General features: G+C 69.5%; 9 protein-coding genes. All 9 read left to right on the forward strand.

What is annotated here, in order from left to right; genetic code table 11:
* The first annotated feature begins 360 nt into the window (after positions 1-360).
* The 9 genes from eccD to ACIBLC_RS36100 all read left to right on the forward strand — a co-directional run bounded on the left by eccD (position 361) and on the right by ACIBLC_RS36100 (position 23654).
* Positions 361-1761 carry a type VII secretion integral membrane protein EccD gene (gene eccD, locus ACIBLC_RS36060; protein WP_399215642.1) on the forward strand — a complete coding sequence of 467 codons (1401 nt, stop codon included), beginning with the start codon at positions 361-363 and terminating at the stop codon, positions 1759-1761.
* A 118-nt stretch (positions 1762-1879) separates the two neighbouring features.
* A complete protein-coding gene (gene eccB, locus ACIBLC_RS36065; protein WP_399215643.1) occupies positions 1880-3388 on the forward strand; it encodes a type VII secretion protein EccB in 1509 nt (502 codons plus the stop codon).
* Positions 3389-3486: 98 nt separating this feature from the next.
* Positions 3487-3831 carry a hypothetical protein gene (locus ACIBLC_RS36070; protein WP_399215644.1) on the forward strand — a complete coding sequence of 115 codons (345 nt, stop codon included), beginning with the start codon at positions 3487-3489 and terminating at the stop codon, positions 3829-3831.
* A 52-nt stretch (positions 3832-3883) separates the two neighbouring features.
* Positions 3884-4189, forward strand: coding sequence for a WXG100 family type VII secretion target (locus tag ACIBLC_RS36075; RefSeq protein WP_399215645.1), 306 nt, complete (start codon positions 3884-3886; stop codon positions 4187-4189).
* 164 nt (positions 4190-4353) lie between these two features.
* Positions 4354-4788 carry a type VII secretion system-associated protein gene (locus ACIBLC_RS36080; RefSeq protein WP_399215646.1) on the forward strand — a complete coding sequence of 145 codons (435 nt, stop codon included), beginning with the start codon at positions 4354-4356 and terminating at the stop codon, positions 4786-4788.
* A 30-nt stretch (positions 4789-4818) separates the two neighbouring features.
* Positions 4819-7473 (forward strand): AAWKG family protein, encoded by a 2655-nt coding sequence (locus tag ACIBLC_RS36085; protein WP_399215647.1) that lies wholly within the window; start codon positions 4819-4821, stop codon positions 7471-7473.
* A 73-nt stretch (positions 7474-7546) separates the two neighbouring features.
* Positions 7547-7987 carry a YbaB/EbfC family nucleoid-associated protein gene (locus ACIBLC_RS36090; RefSeq protein WP_399215648.1) on the forward strand — a complete coding sequence of 147 codons (441 nt, stop codon included), beginning with the start codon at positions 7547-7549 and terminating at the stop codon, positions 7985-7987.
* A gap of 79 nt (positions 7988-8066) precedes the next feature.
* Positions 8067-8408, forward strand: coding sequence for a hypothetical protein (locus ACIBLC_RS36095; protein ID WP_399215649.1), 342 nt, complete (start codon positions 8067-8069; stop codon positions 8406-8408).
* 3 nt (positions 8409-8411) lie between these two features.
* Positions 8412-23654, forward strand: a complete 15243-nt coding sequence (locus ACIBLC_RS36100) for a hypothetical protein (protein ID WP_399215650.1) — start codon at positions 8412-8414, stop codon at positions 23652-23654.
* Positions 23655-23692: the final 38 nt, after the last annotated feature.

Raw genomic sequence — 23692 nt, forward strand, 5'->3', positions numbered from 1 at the left:
CTCGGTGCGCGAGGCGTACCGGTGTGTTCCGCCAGGTCCTGGCAAGCGCCGACGGCTGCCGCGCGGTCAGTTTTTCGACACAGGCCTCGCCCTACGATCGCCCTCTACGGAGCCGCAGCGGCACGCCGACCGGCTGCCCGCCGTGCCTTCGGACGCGTGCCGTCTGTGTCCGCGCTGAATCCGTGCAGTCTTCGCCCGGATTCAGCGCGGCCGGGCGCTCCGCGGCGGTGGACGTGGAAGGTCGACCTGCCGCGCCCTCGCGGACGACGAGACGGGAGCCGCCGACGAGCGACTCGTCGACCGAACGGATCCTTCGACGCCCGTCCCGCCCCCTGTTCAAAGAAGAGAGGCAGTACCAGCGTGACCGACAGTTCGGTGGCCGGCCTGTGCCGGGTGACCGTACGGACCTCCGAGGGGTCTGTGGACCTCGCCGTGCCCGTGGACATCCCGTTCGCCGACCTGCTCCCCATCGTGACCGGTTATGCGGGCCAGGAGATGGAGGAACTGGGCCTGGAGCACGGCGGTTGGGTGCTTCAGCGCCTTGGGGGCGCGCCCCTCGACCTGGAGGCGACCGCGCAGTCCCTCGGCCTGCGCGACGGCGACACACTGCATCTGCGCCCACGCGTCGCGGCACTGCCCGAAGCCCACTTCGACGACGTGGTGGACGGCATGGCGAGCACTCTCCGCGAGCGCCCGCACCAGTGGTCGCAGGCCGCGACCCGGTGGTTGCTGCGCGTCCTGCTCGCGTCGACCGTGGCTCTCGCTCTGTTGATCCTGGCACTGCCGGGCGGCCCGGTCGCGCTCCGCGCGGTCACGGCGGCCCTGCTCGGACTGTTGCTGACCGTGGGCGCGGGTGCGGCCAGCCGTGCCATGGCCGACAACGGCACCGCCACGGCCCTGGCCCTGACGGCCGGTCCGTGTCTCGCGCTGACGGGCTGGCTGTTGCCGACGCTCAGCACGGACGACGGCTCCGGGCCGGGCGCGACGGGCGGCCGACTGCTGTCCGCGGCAGCCGCCTGGGCGGCCGGGGCCGGTCTCGCCCTGATTCTCATCTCGGGCCCGGCCCGCTTCTTCCTGGCCTCGGCCATGGTCGCGACGGCGGTCTGGCTCGCCGCACTCCTCATGGTGCTCTTCGACCTGCCCGCCGCCCACGCCGCGGCTCTCGTCGCGGTGTGCACCGTGCTGCTCGGCGGCTTCGTGCCGGCCTTCTCGTTCTGGCTGGCTGGACTGCGCATGCCGCCGCTGCCGACCAACGCCGGGGAACTGCAGCAGGGGATCGACCCCGAGCCCGGCGAGCGCCTCGTCACCCGTACCGTCCGCGCCGAGGCGTGGATGACCGTGCTGTACACGGCGGTCGGCGTCATCTGCGGTGGCGCCCTCACGGCCCTGGCCCCCGAACCCAGCACGCCCGCCCGCGTCACCACCGCAGTGCTCGCCCTGCTGCTCGTCCTGCACAGCCGAGGCGTCGGCAACATCTGGCAGCGGGTGGCGGTGCTGTTCCCCGGCGTCTGGGGTGCGGCTGTGCTGGTGACAGCGCTCGCCGTCGGCTCCGGCACCCACGACAGGCTGCTGCTCGTCGTGCTCCTGTCGGCCGCGACGGCCGTCCTGGCAGTGCTCTGCTGGGCCCTGCCCGGCCGCCGCCTCGTCCCGCACTGGGGCCGGGCCGCGGAACTCCTGCACTCGGCGGCGGCCATCGCCCTGCTGCCGCTGGTGCTGTGGATCCTGGGCGTCTACGGCCGTATGCGCGGGGTCTTCGGCTGACCGCCCGGTCCGCACGGGGGCCGAGCGTACGGACATCGGACGACCGACAGCAGACATACGGACAACCGAATCGCTCGGCCGGTCCGAGCCACTGAGAGATCAGCGAGAGGAGGAACCGATGCAGTCCAAGAGGGACCAGGTCGAAGCCCACGTCTTCATGATGAGCCGCCTCACCTCCGGCATGCTGCTCACCGACCCGGACGCCCCGGACAGCCCTGCGGGCCGGACCAGCAGGGGCGCGGCCTGGGGGCTGCTGCTGGGCGCCTTGGCGGCGGCCGGCTGCGTGCTGTTCGGGTTGATGTCGCCGGGCGGCGACGACTCCTGGAAGAGCGCCGGGGCCGTCATCGTCCGCAAGGACACCGGAACCCGCTACATCTACCAGGACGGCGCCCTGCGCCCGATCCTCAACTACGCCTCCGCGCGGCTGATCGGCGGAGCCGACCTGTCCACGAAGCTGGTCTCGGGCGCCTCACTGCGCGGCACGCCGCACGGCGCGGCGGTCGGCATCCCCGGCGCTCCGGACGACCTGCCGGCCACCGGCGATGTGAACTCGGGCTCCTGGCTGGTGTGTTCGGGACTGTTCACCGATGACAAGGGCACACCGTCGGCCACCACCGCGCTGGTCATCGGCTCCCAGCCGGCCACCACCGACGGACTGACCACCCAGGAAGCCCTGCTGGTGGCCGCCCCCGACGGGGACAGATATCTGATCTGGCGCGGCCGCCGCCTGTCCGTGGACATCGAGCACGGCGCCGACCGTGCCCTCGGCTACGGTGACGCGACCCCTCGCGCGGTCTCCGCCGAGTTCCTCAACACCCTGCCTCTGGGACCCGAGTTGAGCCCCATGGACGTTCCGGGCCGAGGCTCCGACGGGCCGTCCCTCGACGGGCGCTCCACTCGTATCGGGCAGGTGTTCACCGTGCAGGTCCCGGATTCGCCGGTGCGGTACTACCTGTTGGCCGCGCGAGGCCTGGTACCGGTGAGCGGCACGGAAGCGGCGCTCGTCCTGGGCGACCCGCGGACCCGCGAGGACAGTTACGCGGGGAAACGGCCGGCCCCGGTGACACTCGCCACCGACACCGTGGACGACCACCTCACGCCGTCCGGAACGACGCCCGGCACGTCGCTCGCATGGCCGTCCGGGCCCCCTCGGCTGGTCGAGCCGGAGCAGCGGCAGAACCTGTGCGCGGGTATCCGGCCCGGCAAGCAGGGCCCGATCACCAGTGTCTCCACGGTGTCCAGCCTGTCCGCCGCGCCCGCCGCGGCCCCGGACGGAGTGCAGCCGGCCTGCTCCCCGGTGGACGCCATCGCCGTACGCCCCGGCGCCGGAGCCGTGGTACGTGCCCTCAGCGCGTCCGGCGGACAACTGGGCGACACCACCTACCTGGTGACCGAGGCGGGAGTGAAGTACCGCATGGTCTCCGGCGACGCGATCGCGGCCCTGGGATACGACGGCACGGAACCGGCCGGTCTGCCGGCCGCCCTCCTGTCGATGCTTCCGACCGGACCCGACCTGGACCCCGCCGCGGCGGCAGGCAGCGCCCCCGCGCACATCACCGCCGTCGGCGACTGCAAGGCCGCCGGCACCTCGAAACGCGGCCCCGGGAAGGCACCGGCCACGAACTGACCCCCCCTGTTCCGGCCTGGGCGAACCGACTGCCCGGACATCGATACGCCCCGCGGGAACCCACTCAAGGCATCAACTCAAGGGAATGAGGAACGCACATGGCCACTCCGCTCCAGCAGTCATCCAGGGCGTCGACCCAACTGGGCATCAACGCCCTCACCACCGCCCACCAGGCCATCCAGCGCTGCAAGACCGACGTGGACACCACGGCGGGCGCCCTGGCCACCAGCTACAGCGCCGCCTCCGAGGACGGCCGCGAGTTCCAGAAACTGCTTCAGCAGTGGGACGAGCAGGCGCAGATCATCCTCAACAAGCTGCAGGGTCTGATCGACAACCTCAACCAGACCATGCACGAGCAGACCGGCACCCAGTCGAAGAACACCGACATGGTGCGCACCTCGCAGAGCGCCTCCGACTCGGTCTTCAACCAGTTGTCCCGCTGATCCCGCCTGTCCGGGCACACAGCAACCCGACCTCACGACAGAAGGAGTTCCCATGAGCGCCGACGGTGTGATTCACGTCGAGTACAACCACGTCGACCAGGGCGTGGAGGACATGATCCAGCAGACCCGGGCGATCGAGACCACGCTCGACAACCTGGAGGGTGAGCTCAACGAGCTCAAGACGACCTGGCAGGGCCGGGACGCACTGGCGTACGGCACCGCCCAGGCCGCGTGGGACAGCGCGGTGACCAACATGGAGCAGTTGCTCATGTCCCACGCCACCCTGCTCGGAAACGTGTCCGACAACTACCGGCAGACGGAGAACAGTCTCGCCCAGATGTGGAGCGAACTGTCCTGAGCGGCCCGGCCCGACCGTCGGGGCGGCCCGCCTTCGCCCCACTCTCGCTTCGACCTCGCGGCCGTTGGCGGACCACCCCGACCACCGGCGGCAGGCCCGGCACCCGCACCCCCGCCCGACGTCCGACGCCCCGAACAGGCGCACCGATCAGCCACGGAGGAGCCATGGCAGACCTCACCCATCTCGACGCAGGATCGGTGACGCAGTTCGCCGACAACGAACTGCAGACGTTTCTCGGCGACGTCAGGAAGATGCGGCACGACACCCCCGACGAGCCGCCTGTCCAGGCCCTGTTCACGATCTACTCGGCCCTGAGCGCCACCCCCAACAAGCAGCTCGCCATCGGCCCCATGGGCGCTGCCGGCACCGTCCACGGCGACGCCCTGCGCACCAACCTGGTGTCGCTGGCCGACACCGTCGACGGGGTCTTCGTGAAGCAGCAGAAGCTCTTCGGCGACATGGACATGGACCTGAGGGACACCGTGACGACGCTGCTCGACACCGCCGGAGCGTCGCTGCAGTCCATCAGCGGCAGCCAGTTCATCTCCGCCATGGCCGACGTCGGCCAGGACCTCGGCGGCAGTACCACAACCCTCTGACCGCGTCACACGTATCAGGAGTCACCCACGATGGCAGAAGAGACCGGGCCCTGGGAGCAGACGGTCTACCTGGCGACCGGGTACAAGGTTCCGACCCGGGCCTCGGTCACGACCGACCTGCAGGGAAAGGGCAACCGCGGCGGGGCGGGCGAGGACAGTGCCGTCGACATGCCCTGGATCTCCGTCACCATCACCAACGTGGGGAAGACCAACGCGACCACCGTGGCCCAGAACCTGGCCCAGGCGGGTCTCACCTCCGTGCTCTTCTTCGCCGGAACCGGTGACGGCGGCCCCATGGAGAACGCCAGAAACCTGGACCTGTACGTCGTGCGGATCGGCTATCCGTGGCAGCGCGGCGAGGGCGTGGCCGGCACCAACTTCAACAAGTACTCCCTCGGCGTCGGCTCCGCCCTCACCCAGCTCTCCGCCTCACCGTGGAAGACCACCGGCTTCTCCTTCGACGGGCTCACGGTGAGCGAGACCGACGCCGTCGACCTGGGCACCTTCTCCTACCGTGCCAAGTCCCTCGATCGCGCCGAACTCTTCTTCCAGGAGCACGAGGAGCGCCTCGAGGGCTGGGTGAACGCCATGGGGCGGGACAACGCGGCATGGCAGGGAAACGCGGCGGGTGTCTTCGTCAACCTCCTCGACACGCTCCGGAAGCAGTACAAGCACTACCACGAGCAGTTCGCGCCCCGGAACTTCACCACCTCGGCCGCCAGCGTGGTGGACGGCTACGTCAGCAGGACGTTCCAGGGCAACGGCCTGATCCTCGCCGAACAGGCCCTGGGCAAAGCCGTCAAGACGCTCAAGGACGCCCACGACAAGTGGCGCAACGACCAGAACGGACCGGTCACGGGCAAGGCCCCCGACGGCTCCGCCAACACCCCGGCCGCCCACTGGAACCCGGAGGCCGTCCTCACGGACGTCCTCAACGAACTCAAGCAGTGGATCGACACCAACAACGCCGCCAAGGTCGTCACCAAAGAGGCCCACTACGGTACGGCCTACGGCGGGACGAACTACTCGTACGACCTGCTGGAGGGGTTCAAGGAGAACGTCCCCGCCTACGGTCCGCTCACCGACCCCAACTCCTGGGCGAAGGTCGCCCAGGAGGCCGTCTCCCGCTGGACGAACAACATCACGGCGAACCTCGACCCGGCCGCCGAGACCGCGCAGACCACCTTGAGCGCGACCTGGTCGCAACTGCTCAACTCCGACTGGGACCCCGCCTACGGCTTCGAAGAGGCGCCCCCCGCAAGTCTCACCAGCACGAGCAGCACGAGTGACGACACCAACGACACCAGCGGCTCGGACTTCGACGTCAACGACATCGCCAACATGTTCAGCAACCAGAACGCGTCGGTCAACAGCGCGCTGAACGACATCGCCTCGTCCACCAACGACGCGTTGAACGGGCAGAACGACGCGCTGAGCAATGTGGCCTCGTCCACGAACGACGCGCTGAACGACGTGTTCTCCAGCGCCACCACGAACGGTGATCTCAACGGCGGCCTGGACACCGACAGTCTGCTGTCCGACGGCACCACCGGCGACGGCACCGGATCCCAGACCACCGACTCCGGCCTCGGCACGTCACCGGCCTACACCTCACTGCTCAACAGCGCCCTCAACGGCGGTCTCGGCACCGCCAACAGCGGAACCACCAAGGTCAACTCGGACGGCAGCATCACCGTCACCAACCCCGACGGCAGCACGACGACGACCAGGCCGGACGGCACCGAGGTCACCACGTACCCGGACGGCAGCACCCTCACGACCGACCCGGACGGCCTGAGCACCCTCGTCGAAGCCGACGGCAGCACCTCCGTGCAGAACGCGGACGGCACCGTGACCACCACGTACGACGACGGCAGCCGGAGCACCATCAACCCGGACGGCTCGTACACCACGACCAGCGCCAACGGCGCCCTCAACCAGGGGCAGTTGCAGGTCGGCGAGACCCTGACCAACGCGGACGGCAGCATCACCACCGTCAACGCGGACGGCAGCATCACGACCACCTACCCGGACGGCCTGGTCAGCACCCTCGACCCGGACGGCACCTACACGGTCGACATGGCCGACGGCAGCACGATCGACACCTCGTCCCTGAACCCCAGCGGCACGGGCAGCATCGTGAGCGGCCTGAACGGCTCGTCCGACCTGTCCTCACCGTCCTACACGTCCTCGACGTCCACTCCGAACGAACTGCTCGGCACTGTCACCGACTCCGCCACAGACGGCGACTTCCTCTACGACGACGTCCCCTACACCTCCTCGCTCTCCGGCGCGCTCGGTGGGACGGCCACCACCGGCGCCGGTCTCACCTCCAGCCCGAGCGTCAACCCCGGTGCCCTGGCCGCCGCCTCCAGAGCGGGCGGCCTCAACGGGGAGATGACCGCGGCGACCGAACGCGTCAGGTCGGGGTACGCCGACACCGACAGCGCGGTAACCGGAACCTCTCGTACCGGCGCCAGAACCGCCGCCGTCGCCGAACAGGCCACCGCCAGGACCACCACCAGCTCCGGCATGCCGTTCATGCCCCTCGGCGCGGGCGGCGCACCGGGTGGTCAGGCCACCCAGAGCGAGGACCGCAACCGCACCACCTGGCTCTCCGAGGACGAGGAGGTCTGGGGTACCGACGTGGCCGCGGCCCCGGCGGTCCTCGGCCGGGACGACTGAGGCGAACGGGCGACGCCCCGGAACCCCCACACCGACGCGAGAACACGAGAGCGCGAGAGAAGGAGACGCAGTCATGGAACCCGTCGAAGAGCGACTGGCCAAGGCGATGGAAGCGCTGGAGACCACCAGGGCCGCCCTCACGGGCGCCGAGCAGACACTGCGGCAGGCGTCCGTCGTCGTCATGTCGAAGGACCGCTCGGTGGAGGTCACGGTCGGAGCGCAGGGCGAAGTGACGGCGATGAGGTTCCACGACGGCAAGTACCGGTCCATGGCACCGGCACAGCTGGCATCCGTACTCCTGGAGACGATCGGCCAGGCGCGCTCCCGCATGGCCCGGCAGGTGCTCGACACCTACCGTCCGATCTCCGAGGGCGTGCCGCAGGTCGCCGGGGTGCCCGGCGCGGAGATCGACTGGGACGCCCTGTTCGGTTCGATGGTCCGCGAAGGCGGGGCCGGCCCCAGGAAGAACCCGGGCGGCCGACTGCGTGACGAGATCGTGGAGGACACCGCCTGAGGTGCCTACCGCAGTACTCAGCAGGCCGGTCCCGTGCGCACCGGACGACCCCACTGCAGCAGCCCGACCCGGAGGAAGCATGTCCCACAGCTCGTTCGAAGCCGACCCGAACCTGACCCGCAGAGGCGCGGAGGTCCTGGCGAACATCGCGGAACACGCGCATGCGCTCGTCAACGACCTCGCCCACTACAAGTCCGCTCTCAGCGGCTGGGCCGGCCAGGACGACGACTACGCCCAGCAGGTGGGACCACAGATCAGGACGACCTACAAGCGGACGCTGAACGCGGGGCGGCAGATCACTGACGCCATCGTGGCGGTGGTCGACAACACGGCGGGGTCGGCACGACACGTCGAGAAGGCCCGGACGGAGGCTGTCGACGGCATCGTGGACGCACAGGCGGCGTACGACGGCAGGCACTGACCCATGGGTGATCTGCGGGTCTCTCCCGAGTGGAACGCGTTCATCACGGCTCTCATCGGGGCCGGCTTCATCGAGGCGAGCGAGACGGGCGCGAAGGTCAGCGGCGAGACGCTGGACGGTTTCGGGCGTCGGATGGCGTCGCTCGAGAACGAGATCACGTACTCGGTGCGGCACATCGGTGACTCGTTGCCGGGTGACGCGGGCCGTGAGTACGTACGCGCGATGTCGGTGCTGACGGGCTCGGACGGAGGCGTGAACCACCTCCAACTGCTGGAGCGGAACCTCAAGGAGGTGGCGGCCGGGCACCGTGACCAGTCGCTGAACATCCAGGAGAGCAAGTGGCAGATCGTCGCGGAGCTGATCCGTCTGCTGATCGAGCTGACGATCCTGGCGGCGACGGCGTGGTTCAACCCGGCGGCCGGTGGTCAGGCGGTCGCGGCGAAGGTGCGCAGCCGGGCCGCGTTCCTGACGGCGCTCGATCTGTTCCTGCGGCGTTCGCACCTGCTGCCGAGTCTGAGCGAGGCGCTGGAGGAGGCCTTCCAGACACTGATCGTGCGTCTGGGGCTGATGGCGTTCAACGAGCCGGACATGAAGCCGCACGGAGTGGACTGGAAAGCGGTGTTGCAGAGCGCCGCGTTCGGCGGTGCGGCGGGCTGGCTGTCGGGTCCGTTGCGCGGACTGGCGGAGAAGTTCAACCGGCTGTTCGGCAAAGGCCCGGGACAAGGTCTGACCAAGAACCTGTCGGACGACGTCGCGTCGAAGGCCGTACGGAATCCTCCCGCGGGCGGCAACAACAGCCGGTCGGTCATGGATTCGGTGACTTCCTCGCCGAACAAGGTCTCGGAGTTCGTCGCGGACGGCCTGACGGAGGCACTTCCGGAGTCGTTGCTGGCGATGGCCTTCTTCGGTACTCCCTGGTCGTGGAGCGCGTTCGGCATGGCATTCGCCCTGTCGGGGACGAGTGAACTGACGACCGGAATGCTGCACCAGGGGGTCGCGAGCGGAGTCGGCGACCTGCGGCAGGCGACAGTGGGGAACCGAGGAACGGCATCCCCGGCTCCGGCCGCCAAGATCGGGACGGTGTCAGGCTCAGGCGGCTACCGCCAGTCCGCGGGCCGGGGCGGCGCTCCGAACGCGGTGAACAGCCTGGACGCCCTCGACTCACTGGGAAGAGAACCGGGCACGGGCACGGTGTCGGGTGTTGGAGCGACGCAGGTCCGGACGGCCCCGACCACGACACCCGCCTCGCACACACGGACCGAATCGGCGGAGGCACCCCGCGAAACCCACGCCTCCGGGACCCGGAGCGGCGCGACGACCTCCACCGACACCTCCGCGGACTCCGCCCGACGAGCGGGCGTCACGGAAGCCGGTCGCTCTCCCGCCTCCGCGGTTTCCGAGACCGCCCGTACGACCAGCACCGCGCCCGCCGAGGGGAGCCGCTCCCAGGCGGCGTCCGCCTCCTCCGAGAGGACGCCTTCCTCTCCGACGACGGCCGGAACGAACCGTGCCGTGCCCGGAGCCCCCGCGGAGACCTCTCGGCCGGCGACCGCGTCGTCTCCCGCATCTCCCGCGACCGCCGCCGAACCGCCGCGCTCGGCGCCCCAGTCCGCACCGAACGCCGCACGGACCGGGGCCGCGACGACGGGGACGGCGGGGACCACCGCGACGACCTCTGAGTCCGCCCGCCCGTCGTCCGCTTCCGCACTCCCCTCGGAAGCGACGCGCACCGACACCTCCACCACTCCCCCGCCGGTTCGTCCCGCGGTCACCGAGACCGGGGCCGGAGAGACCTCGCGGACGCAGACGTCCCCTTCCATCCCCGACCAGGACGCGCTGCGCAGCCGGCTCTCCGATGAGTGGCAGACGAACACCCCCGGTCCGGACGACCTGACCCTCGCCCACAACATCGTCAGGACCCACCAGGTTCTGACAGCCTTCGAGCCCGGACTCCAGCCTGCCTTCGACGCAATGGACCCGGGCCACCTGGCCGTCTACGCGGTGGCACTCGACCTGCGTGTCAACAACGACATCGATCAGGCCGAAGCCCTGTCCCGCCGGCTGGCCGTGGGCCGTCCCAGGGCGGTGCGCGGTTATCTGCCCGGCGGCAGCGGCCGGCGGCAGCCCGACGCGGCGCGAACCGCGCGGACCGTCGGCGGTTCCGGCGACGCGGCCCGTACGGGCGGGCCCCGCGGTCCCCGCCAGCCTGAGGAACACGCGTCCCGCAGGGCCGTCACCGACCCTTCCGTCGAGGAGCAGGCCCGGCTCGCGGCGGAGGCTGCGAGGGCGACCCCGGCCGCCGGTCGGCGCCTTCCGGCCACGCCCGTACCGCCTCGGTCGCTCGAAACGACGGCGGATGTCACCGAAGCGGGACGCACGCGGACGACCCCGGCCGTCGAGCCGGGCCGTGGCACAGCGGTACCCGGAGCGGAGCGCCGCCGGCCCGCCGGGTCGGGGACGGCACCGACCGCCCTCACCACGTCTCCTTCCGCCCCCACCACGCGCCCGACCGGCCCCCGCAGCGCCACCCGGCCGGTCACTGAACGACCGTCCGCCGGAGCGGGCAGGCGCAGGCCGGATCCCGCTCTCCCCGCGTTCCGACAGCGCGACGTCGTCCGTACGGTGTCGGTCGAGGACGTGCGGTATCAGGTGCTCCAGGTGGAGCCGGACGGCGACTGCTTCTTCACCTCGGTCCTCGCCAACTCCACTCGGCAGCTTGCCGATTCACCGCTGAGCGAGCTGAACGTCCAGCAGCTCCGCGAGCGGGTGGCCGGCTGGCTGGCCGGCGACACACCCGCCGCCGAGGCACAGCGACGGAACCTCGACTCCGGCCCCACGCCGCTGCTCACCCTGCTGAACGACCTCCCCCTCAACCAACTCGAGGACCTCCTCGGCCACAGGGCCGCCGAGCTGACGCCGGGGGAACTGGCCAGGATCGAAGAGGATCTGAGCCGGCCGCAGTACCCCCGTGAACTGACCCGGAGATTCGACGCCCCCACCGACCGGGCGATCGTCGGGGACTTCACGGTCGGCATGGCGGCCCGGCTGCTGCCGGACTTCACCCCCGACCCCGCGCTCGTCCGGCCGCAGGACCGCGCCCGGCTGGCAGCCGACCGTCGCCTGGCCGCGATGCGTGCCGAAGCGGCTCGGCTGCTCTCCGAGGTCACCCCCCGCAGCGAGGCTGCCTACAGCCTGCTGGCCGACCGCTACCGGGGCATCGCGAGGCTCAAGCCCCGGCTGCGGGACCTTCTCGATCTGACGCCCAGCGCGGCAGCCCAACTCGCCCTGCGCAACACCGACATGTGGGCGACCCCGTTCTACGACCAGGTGCCGCAGCTCACCGCCGTCGCCCTCGGCCTCAACATCACCGCCGTGCAGACGATCAGGGGCCTGCCGCGTGACATGGCCTTCGCGAACCCGCTCAACCCGTCGGCGCCCCAGTCCCTGTACCTGTACTACGAGGACGACCACTACTCGGCGATGACACAGGTGGGCGGGCCGGTCCCGGTTCACCGCACCCAGATGATCGCCGAGGACGCCCAGCCCACCGAGAGCCCGGAGAGCGAACTGCCCCCCGCGGCTCCGTGGAACGCAGCTGTACGGCCCGGGCTCGAACCTCTCGCGGCGGCGCTGCGCGCACATGAGGCCAGCGAGAACCTCGTCGCCCGTCTGAACGACCTCTCACCGGCCGCGGTCGAGCAGCTCGGCGCCATGCTCGCCAGCGGAGCCGCGGTCACCCCTGACACCCGTTCGCAGGACATGAAGGCCGCCTCTCTCGACGCTGCCGCGATCGCGCGCCAACGCCGTCGGAACCGCAGCGCACCGGCCCCGGCCTTCAGTACGGCTCCCGTCACGATCGCCTTCCCCGATCGATCCTCGACGATCGCCCCGGATGACCAACGGCAGCTCGACACCCTGGTCGAGCTGATCGCGGAACAGGCGCTATCCAACCGGCTCCTGGGCACACCCCTACCGGTGATCCACGTCGCCGTCGCCCGGCAGCAGCGGTCCCGCCTCGCGCTGCCGGGCGCCGCCTCCAGAACTCTGGACGGCCTCCGTGGGCAGGCCACCGACCGGTATCTGAGAGACCGGCTGACCGCCGTACTGGACGACAAGCAGTCGGCCACCCGCAGGTTCAGACTCACCGGCGACGACTTCCGCATCGAGACCGACACCGCCGCCGAGCCGATACCGAGGGGCACGGCCGCCGTACCCGCACGTGGCGTCGCCGTCACGGTCCAGTACGGTCCCGGCCTCACGCCCGCCCAGGAGGAGGCCGCACCCGAATTCGTCCGAGCCGAGTGGGATCACCTCGCCCACTCGGTCAGTCCCCGCCGGGACGCCGCCCTTCTGCTCGCGCTCACCATGGTGCGCAACCACCAGCGCGTCGTGGGATTCCGGCCCGACTCCGACCCGGACTTCGGCGAGCTGCCGCTTTCGCACCGAGCCGTGTACGCGGTCGCGGCCGCGATCGTCCGCAACCCACGCGACGTTGCCGCCGCGGAGGAACTCTCCCGCGACCTGGCTACCCATCAGCCTCAGCCGCGAAGGACCCAGGGAGCACCTGCCACTTCATCGAACCCCCCGGCCTCCTCCGAACGGGCCCCCGGCCGTTTCCTGCCGGTCCCGCCCCCGCCCTCGTCGGGTGTGGCCCCAGATGTGGACACGCAGGGGGTCTCCGGTGGTGTGGCGTTCGGTGGTTCGTCGCCGGGTGTGACGGTGCATCGCCTCTCTCCCATGCCCGCTTCCGGGGAATCGGCTCCGGCTCTTCCTTCTGTTCCGTCGTGGGCCGGCGAGTTGTCGGCGCGTATACGGAGCGCTTCCCCCGCGGACCTGGTGTCGTCGGTGGCGATACTGCGGCAGGAGGAACGGGCCTGGCTGGCTTCCGAAGCCGAACTGGTCTCCTCCCTGCGGGAGTCAATGTCGGCGGCGGAGTTCGCGAACGTGGCGGCGGCCCTGCTGCTCGACGTGCATCCCGGCGTGCATCAACCCGTCTCGGCGAGACGTGAGGCGTATCGGCTGATCTCCGCACTGCTCGCGAACAGCGACGTGGCGGCACGACTGCTGGCGAGCGGGTCACGGGTGGTGATCGTGCCCAGGGACCTCCCGATGACCGCACTGGAACCCTTCGCCTCCTTGGCAGGACGAGAACTGGGCGACGGCCGCGTCTGGGACGACGTACGAGGCGGCTCGGGACGAGTGACAGCGATCACCGAGGAGAACCTCCTCGGCGAGACGACACCCTTCGCCAACAGCGTGTACGAGGACAGGTACTCGACGACGGTGCACGAAGTCGTGCACGCCGTCGAACGACACGGACTCACCGACACCGACCGCCGCCTGATCAACGAGGTCTTCACCTCCCGACTGGCTCAAGGCCCGGACTCACAGTGGCCTGACGGTCCACGCCGCGACAAGTCGAACAAAGAAGTGGACAACTACTCCGCCAAGAACGCCCACGAATACTTCGCGCAGTTGACGAACGCCTATCTCGGCGTCAACCACGGACACGACCCCTTCACAAAACAGCCTCGCAACAACGGGGCCGACTGGGTGCGCGCCCACGAAAAGAGGCTGCTGCCTCTGCTGCGACGGCTCTACGGAAACAATCCTCGGGTCGTTGCGACATCACCCGCCAATCCGGTCGCCGAAACCCGCGAGGAGAACGAGAAGTACGCGGCCGTCCGCGCGCTGTTCGGTGACACGTCGACAAAGGACGCGGGGACTCCGTCCGGGCGGCCGACTGCTGACGGGGGAGCCGGTGCGAGGCCACGCGGTGCGCTGCCGCGCGTGGCGGAAGAGGGTGTGACGCTGCCGCCTCCCCCGGTGTACTACTCGTATCCGGCACCGGACATGTCGGTGGGCGATCTGACGAGGTGGAACGGACCGCTGACACCAGCACAAACCGATTCCGTCCAGTTCCAGGTGAGGACGTTCCTCAACACCGCGCGGCTGAGCGCCGCGCGGATCATGCTGCACCGGCTCACGGAACGAAGTGCGGCTCTGATCCACACACAGTTCGAGGCCGAGGCGCAATGGCTTGAGCAGTGGGTGAGCCAGTCGCTGGATGCCGGTCACCACAATCCGTCTCTCGCGACACCGCCCAAGATAGTCAATTTCTTCTGGATCGGGCGTCCGATGAACCTCGGCGCTGTCGGGAACATCCTTGACTGGGCGCAGCGGGCCAAGGATCACGGGTGGGTGGTCAATCTGTGGACGGACACCAATCCGGCCTATCCCGGCGGACCGAGGCTGAGCACCTGGCACGAGCCCACATATGAAATGTTGGTGCAAGCTGGAGTGCGTTTCCGTTCTGTCGATGAAGCTCTGCCGCCCAACATCTCTGTGACACCTGGGCACCATGCGCTCAGCCCGGAACAGGCACAACTGGTGAAGTTGCGCACGATCTACAACAACGCCCGGACGAATCCTGGGGCGTTCCCCATCGGTAAAGATGTGGCGCAACTGGCGATCCTGTTCCGTCAGGGTGGCGTCTTCAGCGATGTGGACATCACGCCCGGACAAGCGGACATGTTTTCCGCACCTCGCAAGATGGGCCGCTCCGACCTTCCACTCATCGGGCCCATGTTCCGGGACGAGAGGACGTACCAGGACCAACGCGTCGCTATGGCCGCACTGCTGGGAATTCCGCCCGATCACCTGACTCAGGCCGACGTGGCCTTGCATGCCATGGCGGACGGCCGGTACGGCAACGCTTTCATGATGACAGTCCCGCATACGTCCTTCTTCTCGCGCGCCATTAATCTGATCGACAACAGCGTCACGAGCTGGAACGGCCAGGAACTCGCGACCAGCGGTGTGATCGTGACCGGCCCGGTCCTGTATGCGCGGGCGGCAACAGCGCAGGCGGACACCTATCAACTGGGCATGGCGAACGGCGAGTACGCCAAGGGCGTCGACCCCTACGAGATGCGGCGATGGTCGCATGTCGGCTGGCTCACCGACGAGAGCGAGAACCAGGTCGACCTGCCCGGTGCTCCTGGCGCGCACAACCCGTTTTCGTTCCTGCCCGCGCCTCCGGCGTCGCGTGCGGGAGTGCAGGAGGTGTCGGGGGGTGTGGCCTTCGGTGGTGGGGAGTCGGATGGTTCGTCGTCGGGTGTGACGGTGCACCGGATCTCCGCCGAACCTGCATCGGTGTCCGGGGACGCGGTGTCGGTGTCCGGGGACGCGCTGTCAGGGCAGGTGGCTGTTCCGTCGTGGGCCGGCGAGTTGTCGGCGCGTATACGGAGCACCTCCCCCGCGGACCTGGTGTCGTCGGTGGCGATACTGCGGCAGGAGGAACGGGCCTGGCTGGCTTCCGAAGCCGAACTGGTCTCCTCCCTGCGGGAGTCAATGTCGGCGGCGGAGTTCGCGAACGTGGCGGCGGCCCTGCTGCTCGACGTACATCCCGGCGTGCATCAACCCGTCTCGGCGAGACGTGAGGCGTATCGGCTGATCTCCGCACTGCTCGCGAACAGCGACGTGGCGGCACGACTGCTGGCGAGCGGGTCACGGGTGGTGATCGTGCCCAGGGACCTCCCGATGACCGCACTGGAACCCTTCGCCTCCTTGGCAGGACGAGAACTGGGCGACGGCCGCGTCTGGGACGACGTACGAGGCGGCTCAGGACGCGTGACAGCGATCACCGAGGAGAACCTCCTCGGCGAGATGCCCGCTCTCTCGAACGGCACCTACGCGGACAGCTACTCGACGACAGTGCACGAAACGGCTCATGCCGTCGAGAGGTACGGACTGACCGCTGCCGAACGCCGTCTGATCGGAGAGGTTTTCGCTGCCCGCCGGGCCGGGGGTCTTGACGTGCAATGGCCGGACGGCCCGCGCCGCGACAAGTCGAACAAGGAAGTGGACAACTACTCCGCCAAGAACGCCCACGAATTCTTCGCACAGTTGACGAACGCCTATCTCGGCGTCAACCACGGACACGACCCCTTCACAAAACAGCCTCGCAACAACGGAGCCGACTGGGTACGCGCCCACGAAAAGAGGCTGCTGTCTCTGCTGCGACGGCTCTACGGAAACAATCCTCGGGTCGGCGTGACCTCGCCGGCGAACCCCGTCACCACCACGCGTGAGGAGAACGAGAAGTACGCGGCCGTCCGCGCGCTGTTCGGTGACACCTCCCCGGACGAAACCGAACCGGCGTCGGAGTGGCCGACCACGCACGCCAGTGCCGACAGCCTCCCGCACGGTATCGGCCCGGCCACCCACCTCCAGGAAGTCGAAATACTGCCGCCACCACCCGTGGTCTATTACACGGCTCCGCCGGTGGACACGCCGGTGGGCGATCTGACGAAATGGAACGGTCCGCTGACGCAGCAACAGACGGACCTCATCATGGCCCAGGTGGGAATGTTCCTCGGCACCGCACGGCTGAGTGCCGTACGGATCATGCAGCACCGGCTCGCGGACCGCGGTACGGCGCTGGCCCGCACGCCGTTCGGGGCCGAGGCACAGCGGCTTCGGCTGTGGACGGACCAGCAGTTGCAAGCCCCCAGCTACAACACGGCTCTCGCGGCGCCGCCCAAGAGGATTCATTTCTTCTGGATAGGGCGTCCGATGAGCCCTGGGGCCATCGGTAACATTCTCGACTGGGCTCAGCGGGCCAGGGACCACGGGTGGGTGGTCAATCTGTGGACGGACACCGCTCCGGCGTATCCGGGCGGACCGATGCTGAGCACCTGGTACGAGGAGCCGTACAACATATTGCTGCAAGCGGGAGTGCGGTTCCGTAGCGTCGACACAGCTTTGCCGCCCGGCATTCAGGTGACTCCCGGAAACCAGGGGTTCACTCCGGAACAGGCACAACTGGTGAAGCTGCGCACGATCTACAACAACGCCCGGACGAATCCGGCGGCTTTCCCCATCGGCAAGGATGTGGCGCAACTGGCCATCCTGCTCCGCGAGGGCGGCGTCTTCAGCGATGTGGACATCACGCCGGGACGAGCGGACATGTTCTCCGATCCCCGCAAGATGAGCCGTTCCGACATTCCCCTCATCGGGCCCATGTTCCGGGACCAACGGACGTACGACCACCAGCGCGCCAATCTTGCCCGACTGCTCAGAACGCCGGTCGGTCGCCTGACTCAGGCCGACGTGGCTCTGCATGCCATGGCGGACGGCCGGTACGGCAACGCCTTCATGATGACCGTCCCACAGTCCGCCTTCTTCAGGCGTGCCATCGACGCCATCCCCCACGAGGTCACGAACTGGGACGGTCAGGAACTCGCGAGCAGCGGTGTGATCGTGACCGGCCCGGCGCTCTATGCGCGGGCGGCGACGGCACAGGCGGACACCTATCAACTGGGCATGGCGAACGGCGAGTACGCCAAGGGCGTCGACCCCTACGAGATGCGGCGATGGTCGCATGTCGGCTGGATCACCGACGAGAGCGAGAACCAGGTCGACCACGGCGTCGCCCTGGGTCCCCACGACGCGGGCGGCTTCCAACCGCCACCGCCCGTTGACGCTCGGCCCGGTTCGCCGGTGTCGGGCGGAGCGGTGTTCTCGGCACGGGAGCCCGCCGAGGACGACAGCGGGAGCCGGAGCCCGGTGCCCGAAGCCTCCCCGGTCCTCACCCCGGAAACGACCGAAGAAGCCGTGCGCTCCGTGCGTCGTGCGCTGGCCGAGGGCTCGATTCCCCAACTGCCCGCCGAGCAGCGGCGGATGATGGGCGCCGACCCTCTCCTGATGAGTGCCCTCATGTCGGCGCTGGGCCCCCGGGGGTTCGCGCGGCTGGCAGCCGAACTCATGGTCGTCGTCCCGGCCGGAGCGCAACGCGCACCCTCGGCGCGACGCGTCGCACACGACATGGTCGCCCGCGTACTGAGCAACGCGTATGTCGCCAGGCGCCTGTTGCAGAGCGGTGTCCAGGTGCTGGTCCTGCCGAAGAGCACACCTGTCACCGACTTCCCGGAGTTCCGCCACCTCCGGGACCTGACCGCCGACGACGGTCGCTCCTGGAACGGAGTCAGAGCCCTTCAGGAAGGTGGCCTGGTCGTGGTCTCCGAGGAGAACCTCCTGGGAGAACTCGGCTTGAGCGGCGCGAGATCACATGGCGCATCGGACGTGCCGCACGAGTTGGCTCACGCGATCCACCAACTCGTCCTGGGCGACGAGGCGAAGAGACTGATCGAGACGTCCTATGTGAACCGGCAGAAGAGAGGGTACGACGCGCCATGGCCCGACGGTATTCGGCGTGACCTGCTGGACAACCCGATGGACAACTATTCCGCGACCGACGTCCTCGAGTACTTCGCACAGGTGAGTGCGGCCTATTTCGGCGTCAACGCGGGACGCGACGGCGACACTCTGCGTGTGCGGTCGAACGGCGCCGAATGGGTCGAGGCGAACGTGCCGGAGCTGATGCCCCTGCTCGTGCCTCTCTACGGGCCGGTGGCCGAAGCACGCTTCGAGGAGGTGGCGAATCCCGTCGACCGTACGGTTCGCGAGGACGAGGCCTTCGACGGTGTCCGCGCCCTGTTCGGTGACGAGCCGGACGGGGTGGACGGAGTTGTTGAACCGGACGCCTTGTCCCGGCAGTTGCGCCAGGTCGCGACGCCTCCGCCGGACGCGGACCGGCTACTTCGTGAGCTTCCGGGCCTGGACGGGCCAGAGCGCCTACGGGCAATCGCCTCGCTGGACCCGGAGCACCGGCGTTGGCTTTCCGTGCACCAGGGGTTCGTGGACACTCTGCGGTCCCGCCTCCAGCCGCCTCAGTTCGCCGAAACAGCCGCTCAGTTGATGCTGGACGCACCGGACGGCCTGGCGGCCCCCGAGACGTCACCGGCGGTGGCGCGAGCGTTGTTCGCCCGCCTGCTCATGGATCCGGACGTGGCGTCACGGCTGTTGGGCAAGGGCTCGTATCTGGTCGTGCTGCCGGACCGGACGCGGCTGACCGAGCTGCCTCAACTGCGGCACCTGCGGGGGAAGACCCACGGCGGCCTCCGCTACGACGACGTGACCACCCTCGGTAACGAGATCGGCATGGTGGTGCCCGAGCGGCAGTTCCTCGGGGGCGGCGCCGAGGCCTCCGTCGAGGATCGTGTCCGCGAGCACGGCGATGTCACGCACGCTCTGGCCGGCACGGTGTTCCTGCACGGCGTCAGCGACGACGATCGGCTTCTGGTCGACGCCGCCTACCGGGCGAGAATGGGCCGGGGCCCGGACGCGCCGTGGCCCGACGGCATCCGGCGGGACCGGAACGGAGCCGCGAAGGACAACTACGCTTCCATCAACCCCGCCACCTACTTCGTGCAGTTGTCCAGGAGCTACCTGGGACTCAACGCGGGGCACGACCCGAACACCGGGCGCCTTCGGGCGAACACCGCCGCCTGGGTCACGGCCCACGAGCCGGCACTGCTACCGCTCCTGAACCGCCTGTACGGTTCCGCGCCGCCCACGTCGGCTCCGGCCGCGCTGAGCATGGAAAGGCCACAGGGCACGTCCGGTACGTCCATCCCCTCGCCCCAGAGGACTCACGACACCGGACAGCCCGGCGGTACGACGTTCACGGGCGAGCCCGTGACGCACCGGTCCGCGGAGCCCGGCACCACGCCGAAGCGGCCGACCGTGGTGGCCGCACCCCGCTCGGTCCTCGGCGAGCGCATCCTCGCCGCTCCGACCGCGGCCGACGACGGTCGTTCCGCCGTCTCCGGTGGAACGACGTACACCTCACCGCCGGCCGCGGTGACGGCCGGCCGGACAACAGCGCCGGCGCAGGTGCTGACGCCCCTCCAGCAGTCGCAGGTCGCCCATGCCGCACAGGCCGTGCGTGAGCTGGCGGCCCGAGGAGAGCTGGCCTCCATGCCCGTGGAACGCCGGCGACAGCTCTCGCTCGGCATCAGCCTCGTTGACCGCCTGAAGACAGATCTGCCGGCCGCCGAGTTCGCCCGGCTGGCGGCGCAGTTGCTGGTCGAGGTACCGGCCGCTGTGGGGCAGGCGGCTTCGGCCCGTGTCCAAGCGCACCGCATCGTGGCGCACACGCTGGGCAACGCGGATGCCGCGGCGGCACTGCTCACGCGTGGCGTACGGGTCGTCGTCCTCCCGAAGGACATGAAGATCACCGATCTTCCGCAGACGATGTCGCTGCGTGGACGGAAGACCGCTACCGGCCGCTCCGTGGAGAACACCAGAGGCATCTCGATGGGTACCACGGTGGTCATCCCCGAGGAGAACCTGCTCGGCGAACCGTCGGCCGTCGGCGAGGGCGCCGCCTGGTCCGGTGACTCCACGGCGGTCCACGAGATGGCCCACGCCTTGATGGGGCACGCCCTCACCGCGCACGAGCGCGACGTCATCGACGCGACGTATCTGGTGAAACGCGGTGCGGGACCCGACGCGTCCTGGCCGGACGGCATCAGACGGGACATCCTCGGCAACCCGACGGACAACTACTCCTCGATCGACGCGGACGAGTATTTCGCGCAGGTGGTGACCGCCTACATGGGCGCACACGCGGGATACGACCCCAGCACGTACCTGCCGGTCAACAACGGAGCCGACTGGGTCAAGGCGAACGAGCCCGCGCTGGTGCCGATCCTTCGGCGGCTGTTCGGATCCGCGGAGCAGGCCCGGTTGGACGGACCGGTCAACCCGACCGACCGGACGACGGCGGAGGAGCTGGCCTTCGACGCGGTGAGGGAATGGTTCGGGGACTCACCGGTCGCCTCTCTCGACCGAGCGCGCAACGACGTCGTACGTCCTGCGAACGCCGAAGGACTTTTGCGCGAGCTCCCGCAGCGGAGCCCACAGGAGCGTGCGAGCGTTCTGGCCGGCCTCAGGCCCGAGCACCGGCGCTGGCTGTCGGTCCACCACGGGTTCGTGGACACCCTCGAATCGCGTCTCGACGCACACGAGTTCGCCGCCACGGCGGCGCGGCTCATGGTCGAGGTTCCCTCGGGATCCGAGACGGCCGGACGGCAGGCCCGGGATCTGCTCGCCCGGCTCCTGGCCGATCCCGAGGTGACCGCCCGCCTGCTGAAGAGCGGCACGGCGGTCACCGTCCTGCCTCCGGGGACCAGGCTGGTGGATCTCCCGGCGTTCCAGGACCGCCGCGGTACCACCGAGGCCAACGGCGTTCAGTGGGACCGGGCCAGGTCCGCCGGGGGGATCACCGACACGGTGATCGCGGAGGAGTCGCTGCCCGCCCCCGCGGACGCTCTGCGGATACTCGCCCAGACCCTCTACTCGTTCGCGTTGAGTGTCGACGATCGCCGTCGCATGGCCGCCTCCTTCAGGGCCCGGAAGGCACTCGGCCAAGACGCGCCCTGGCCCGACGGAGTCCGCCGTGACATGCGCGGAACGCCCACCGAGAATCTCTCGTCGCGGCTCCCCCTCACCTATTTCATCCAACTGACCAGCGTCTACCTGGGGATGAACAGCGGGTACGACTCCAGCACCGGCCGCCCGCGCGCGAACGGCGCCGCCTGGATCGCGACACACGAGCCCAAGCTGATGCCCCTCTTCCAGCGCCTGTACGGCACGGCCGCGGCGACCGGCACCGGCCGTGCCGGAGTCGCGCCCGTGCAGGAGCCCACTGTGACCGGCGGCGCCTCACCGGCGACCGGACGCTTCCTCCCCGCTCCGGGGCCCGCGACAAGCGACGGCGTCTTCCCGGTCTCCGAAGGCACCGTGTTCCTGACGCAGGCCGACCAGCCCAACGTCCCGGGCGGGACGGGCGAGACGGACGAGGTACCGGGGACGCGGCCCTCACCCGAGGCCGAGCGCCCGATCGACAAGCCGCTGACCGTGCGCTTCCCGCGCGGATCGCGATGGATCGAACCGGACCAGGACCGGGACGTCCGCGCACTCGCTCGACGCATAGTGTCGCGGGCGCTCAGGGACCGCGCCGAGGGACGAAAGCCCCAGGCCATCCGCGTCATAGGCCGGGGCAACAGCACCGACCACGCCGCCTACACGGGAAGAACCCGGGCAAAGAACACCGCACGCATCCTCGAAGGTCATCTCGCGGCGGCACTGCGGGAGTTGCAGGGTGCGACCGCCGATCCGCTCACCACCAGCCGGCTCGACATCCAGTACGGCTTCGAGGACACCTCGGACCAGAACCGAGTCGATCCGGTCACGCGCCGTACAGCGACCGTCGTCCTCGGCGACGACGTTCCTGACGGCATCGAATGGACATCGCTGCGCGAGCCCGGAAGCAAGGACCGTCACGAGCGCGCCGAAACCGCGCTGACGGTTGTGTTCGGCAAGGGCGGCAAGGACGTGCCGGCGCGGGAGGCGCGACGTATCGAGGACCTCGCCCAGCGGATCGCCGTGCGCGCGGTGCGGGACCGGGCACGAGGGCTCCGGCCTCCGGAGATCCGGGTGGCCGGACGCGGCAACAGCCGTGACTCGGCGGAGACGACGGGCCTGCTGCGTGCGTCCAACACCCGGGCGGAGTTGCAGCGGTGGCTCGATCTCAAGCTCGCCGAGCTGCAGCCGGCCGCGACCGAGCCCCTCACCGTGCGGGACCTCACCTTCGAGGACGTGTTCGACGACGCGCCGAGGGCCCTGTACGAGGATCCGCTGACCCGTCGCACGGCGACGGTCACCGTCGACTGGCCGGACGACGAGGCGGCCGACGACCGGTCGCCGAACCCCGACAGCGTCGTCGATCGGCCCGCGGAGCCGGACACCCTGGTCATGCGGAGCGGCACCGTTCTCGTACTCCGCCCGGTGCTGGGTGCCGGCGACGGCTTCGTCGAGGCCGCTATGGAAGCCGTCCGGGATTCCGAACTGGAAACCGTCTGGTATCGCGAGGACGGCACCCCGCACCCGGACGTCGTCGACTCCCTCCGCGCAAGCTCGGTCGCCGAGTTGAGCGAGGCAGACCTGCCGGAGCCTTCTCCGGACTTCTCGCCGGGCCCGCTGTCGGCCACCGCGGAAGAGCTTCGGCGGATCGGCATGACACCTCAGGAGATCCGGCTTCTGGCGGAGGAGAACGGAACCGTCACCGTCGGACCCGACGAGCTGACACCTCTGCTGTCCGCACGCCTGCGACTACTGCGGTCCAACGGCTGGGACACGGCGACCACAGCCCTTGCCGTGACCGCCCTGGCGCGGCTGTTGCTCCTCGACCTCACCGTGGTCGACCGGGACACCGGCACGGAGACAACGGCGAACGCGGGACGAACGCGTGCGGTCCTCGTACGGGACGACGGCCGCTTCCGCTTCGCCGTGCCACGCCCCGATGAGGACGAGAACCGCGCACCGTCAATTCCGTAACCGGCCGTCGACGCAGCAGTGTCGACTCAGCAATAGGG

Origin of the sequence: Streptomyces sp. NPDC050535 (assembly GCF_044457665.1) — a bacterium.
In the GTDB taxonomy this organism is placed as follows: Bacteria; Actinomycetota; Actinomycetes; order Streptomycetales; family Streptomycetaceae; genus Streptomyces.

Excerpts from the sequence above, each read along its gene's own strand:
- ACIBLC_RS36095 (WP_399215649.1), top strand. The coding sequence starts at position 8,067 with ATGTCCCACAGCTCGTTCGAAGCCGACCCGAACCTGACCCGCAGAGGC.
- ACIBLC_RS36090 (WP_399215648.1), top strand. The coding sequence starts at position 7,547 with ATGGAACCCGTCGAAGAGCGACTGGCCAAGGCGATGGAAGCGCTGGAG.
- eccB (WP_399215643.1), top strand. The coding sequence starts at position 1,880 with ATGCAGTCCAAGAGGGACCAGGTCGAAGCCCACGTCTTCATGATGAGC.
- ACIBLC_RS36075 (WP_399215645.1), top strand. The coding sequence starts at position 3,884 with ATGAGCGCCGACGGTGTGATTCACGTCGAGTACAACCACGTCGACCAG.
- ACIBLC_RS36100 (WP_399215650.1), top strand. The coding sequence starts at position 8,412 with ATGGGTGATCTGCGGGTCTCTCCCGAGTGGAACGCGTTCATCACGGCT.
- ACIBLC_RS36070 (WP_399215644.1), top strand. The coding sequence starts at position 3,487 with ATGGCCACTCCGCTCCAGCAGTCATCCAGGGCGTCGACCCAACTGGGC.
- ACIBLC_RS36080 (WP_399215646.1), top strand. The coding sequence starts at position 4,354 with ATGGCAGACCTCACCCATCTCGACGCAGGATCGGTGACGCAGTTCGCC.
- ACIBLC_RS36085 (WP_399215647.1), top strand. The coding sequence starts at position 4,819 with ATGGCAGAAGAGACCGGGCCCTGGGAGCAGACGGTCTACCTGGCGACC.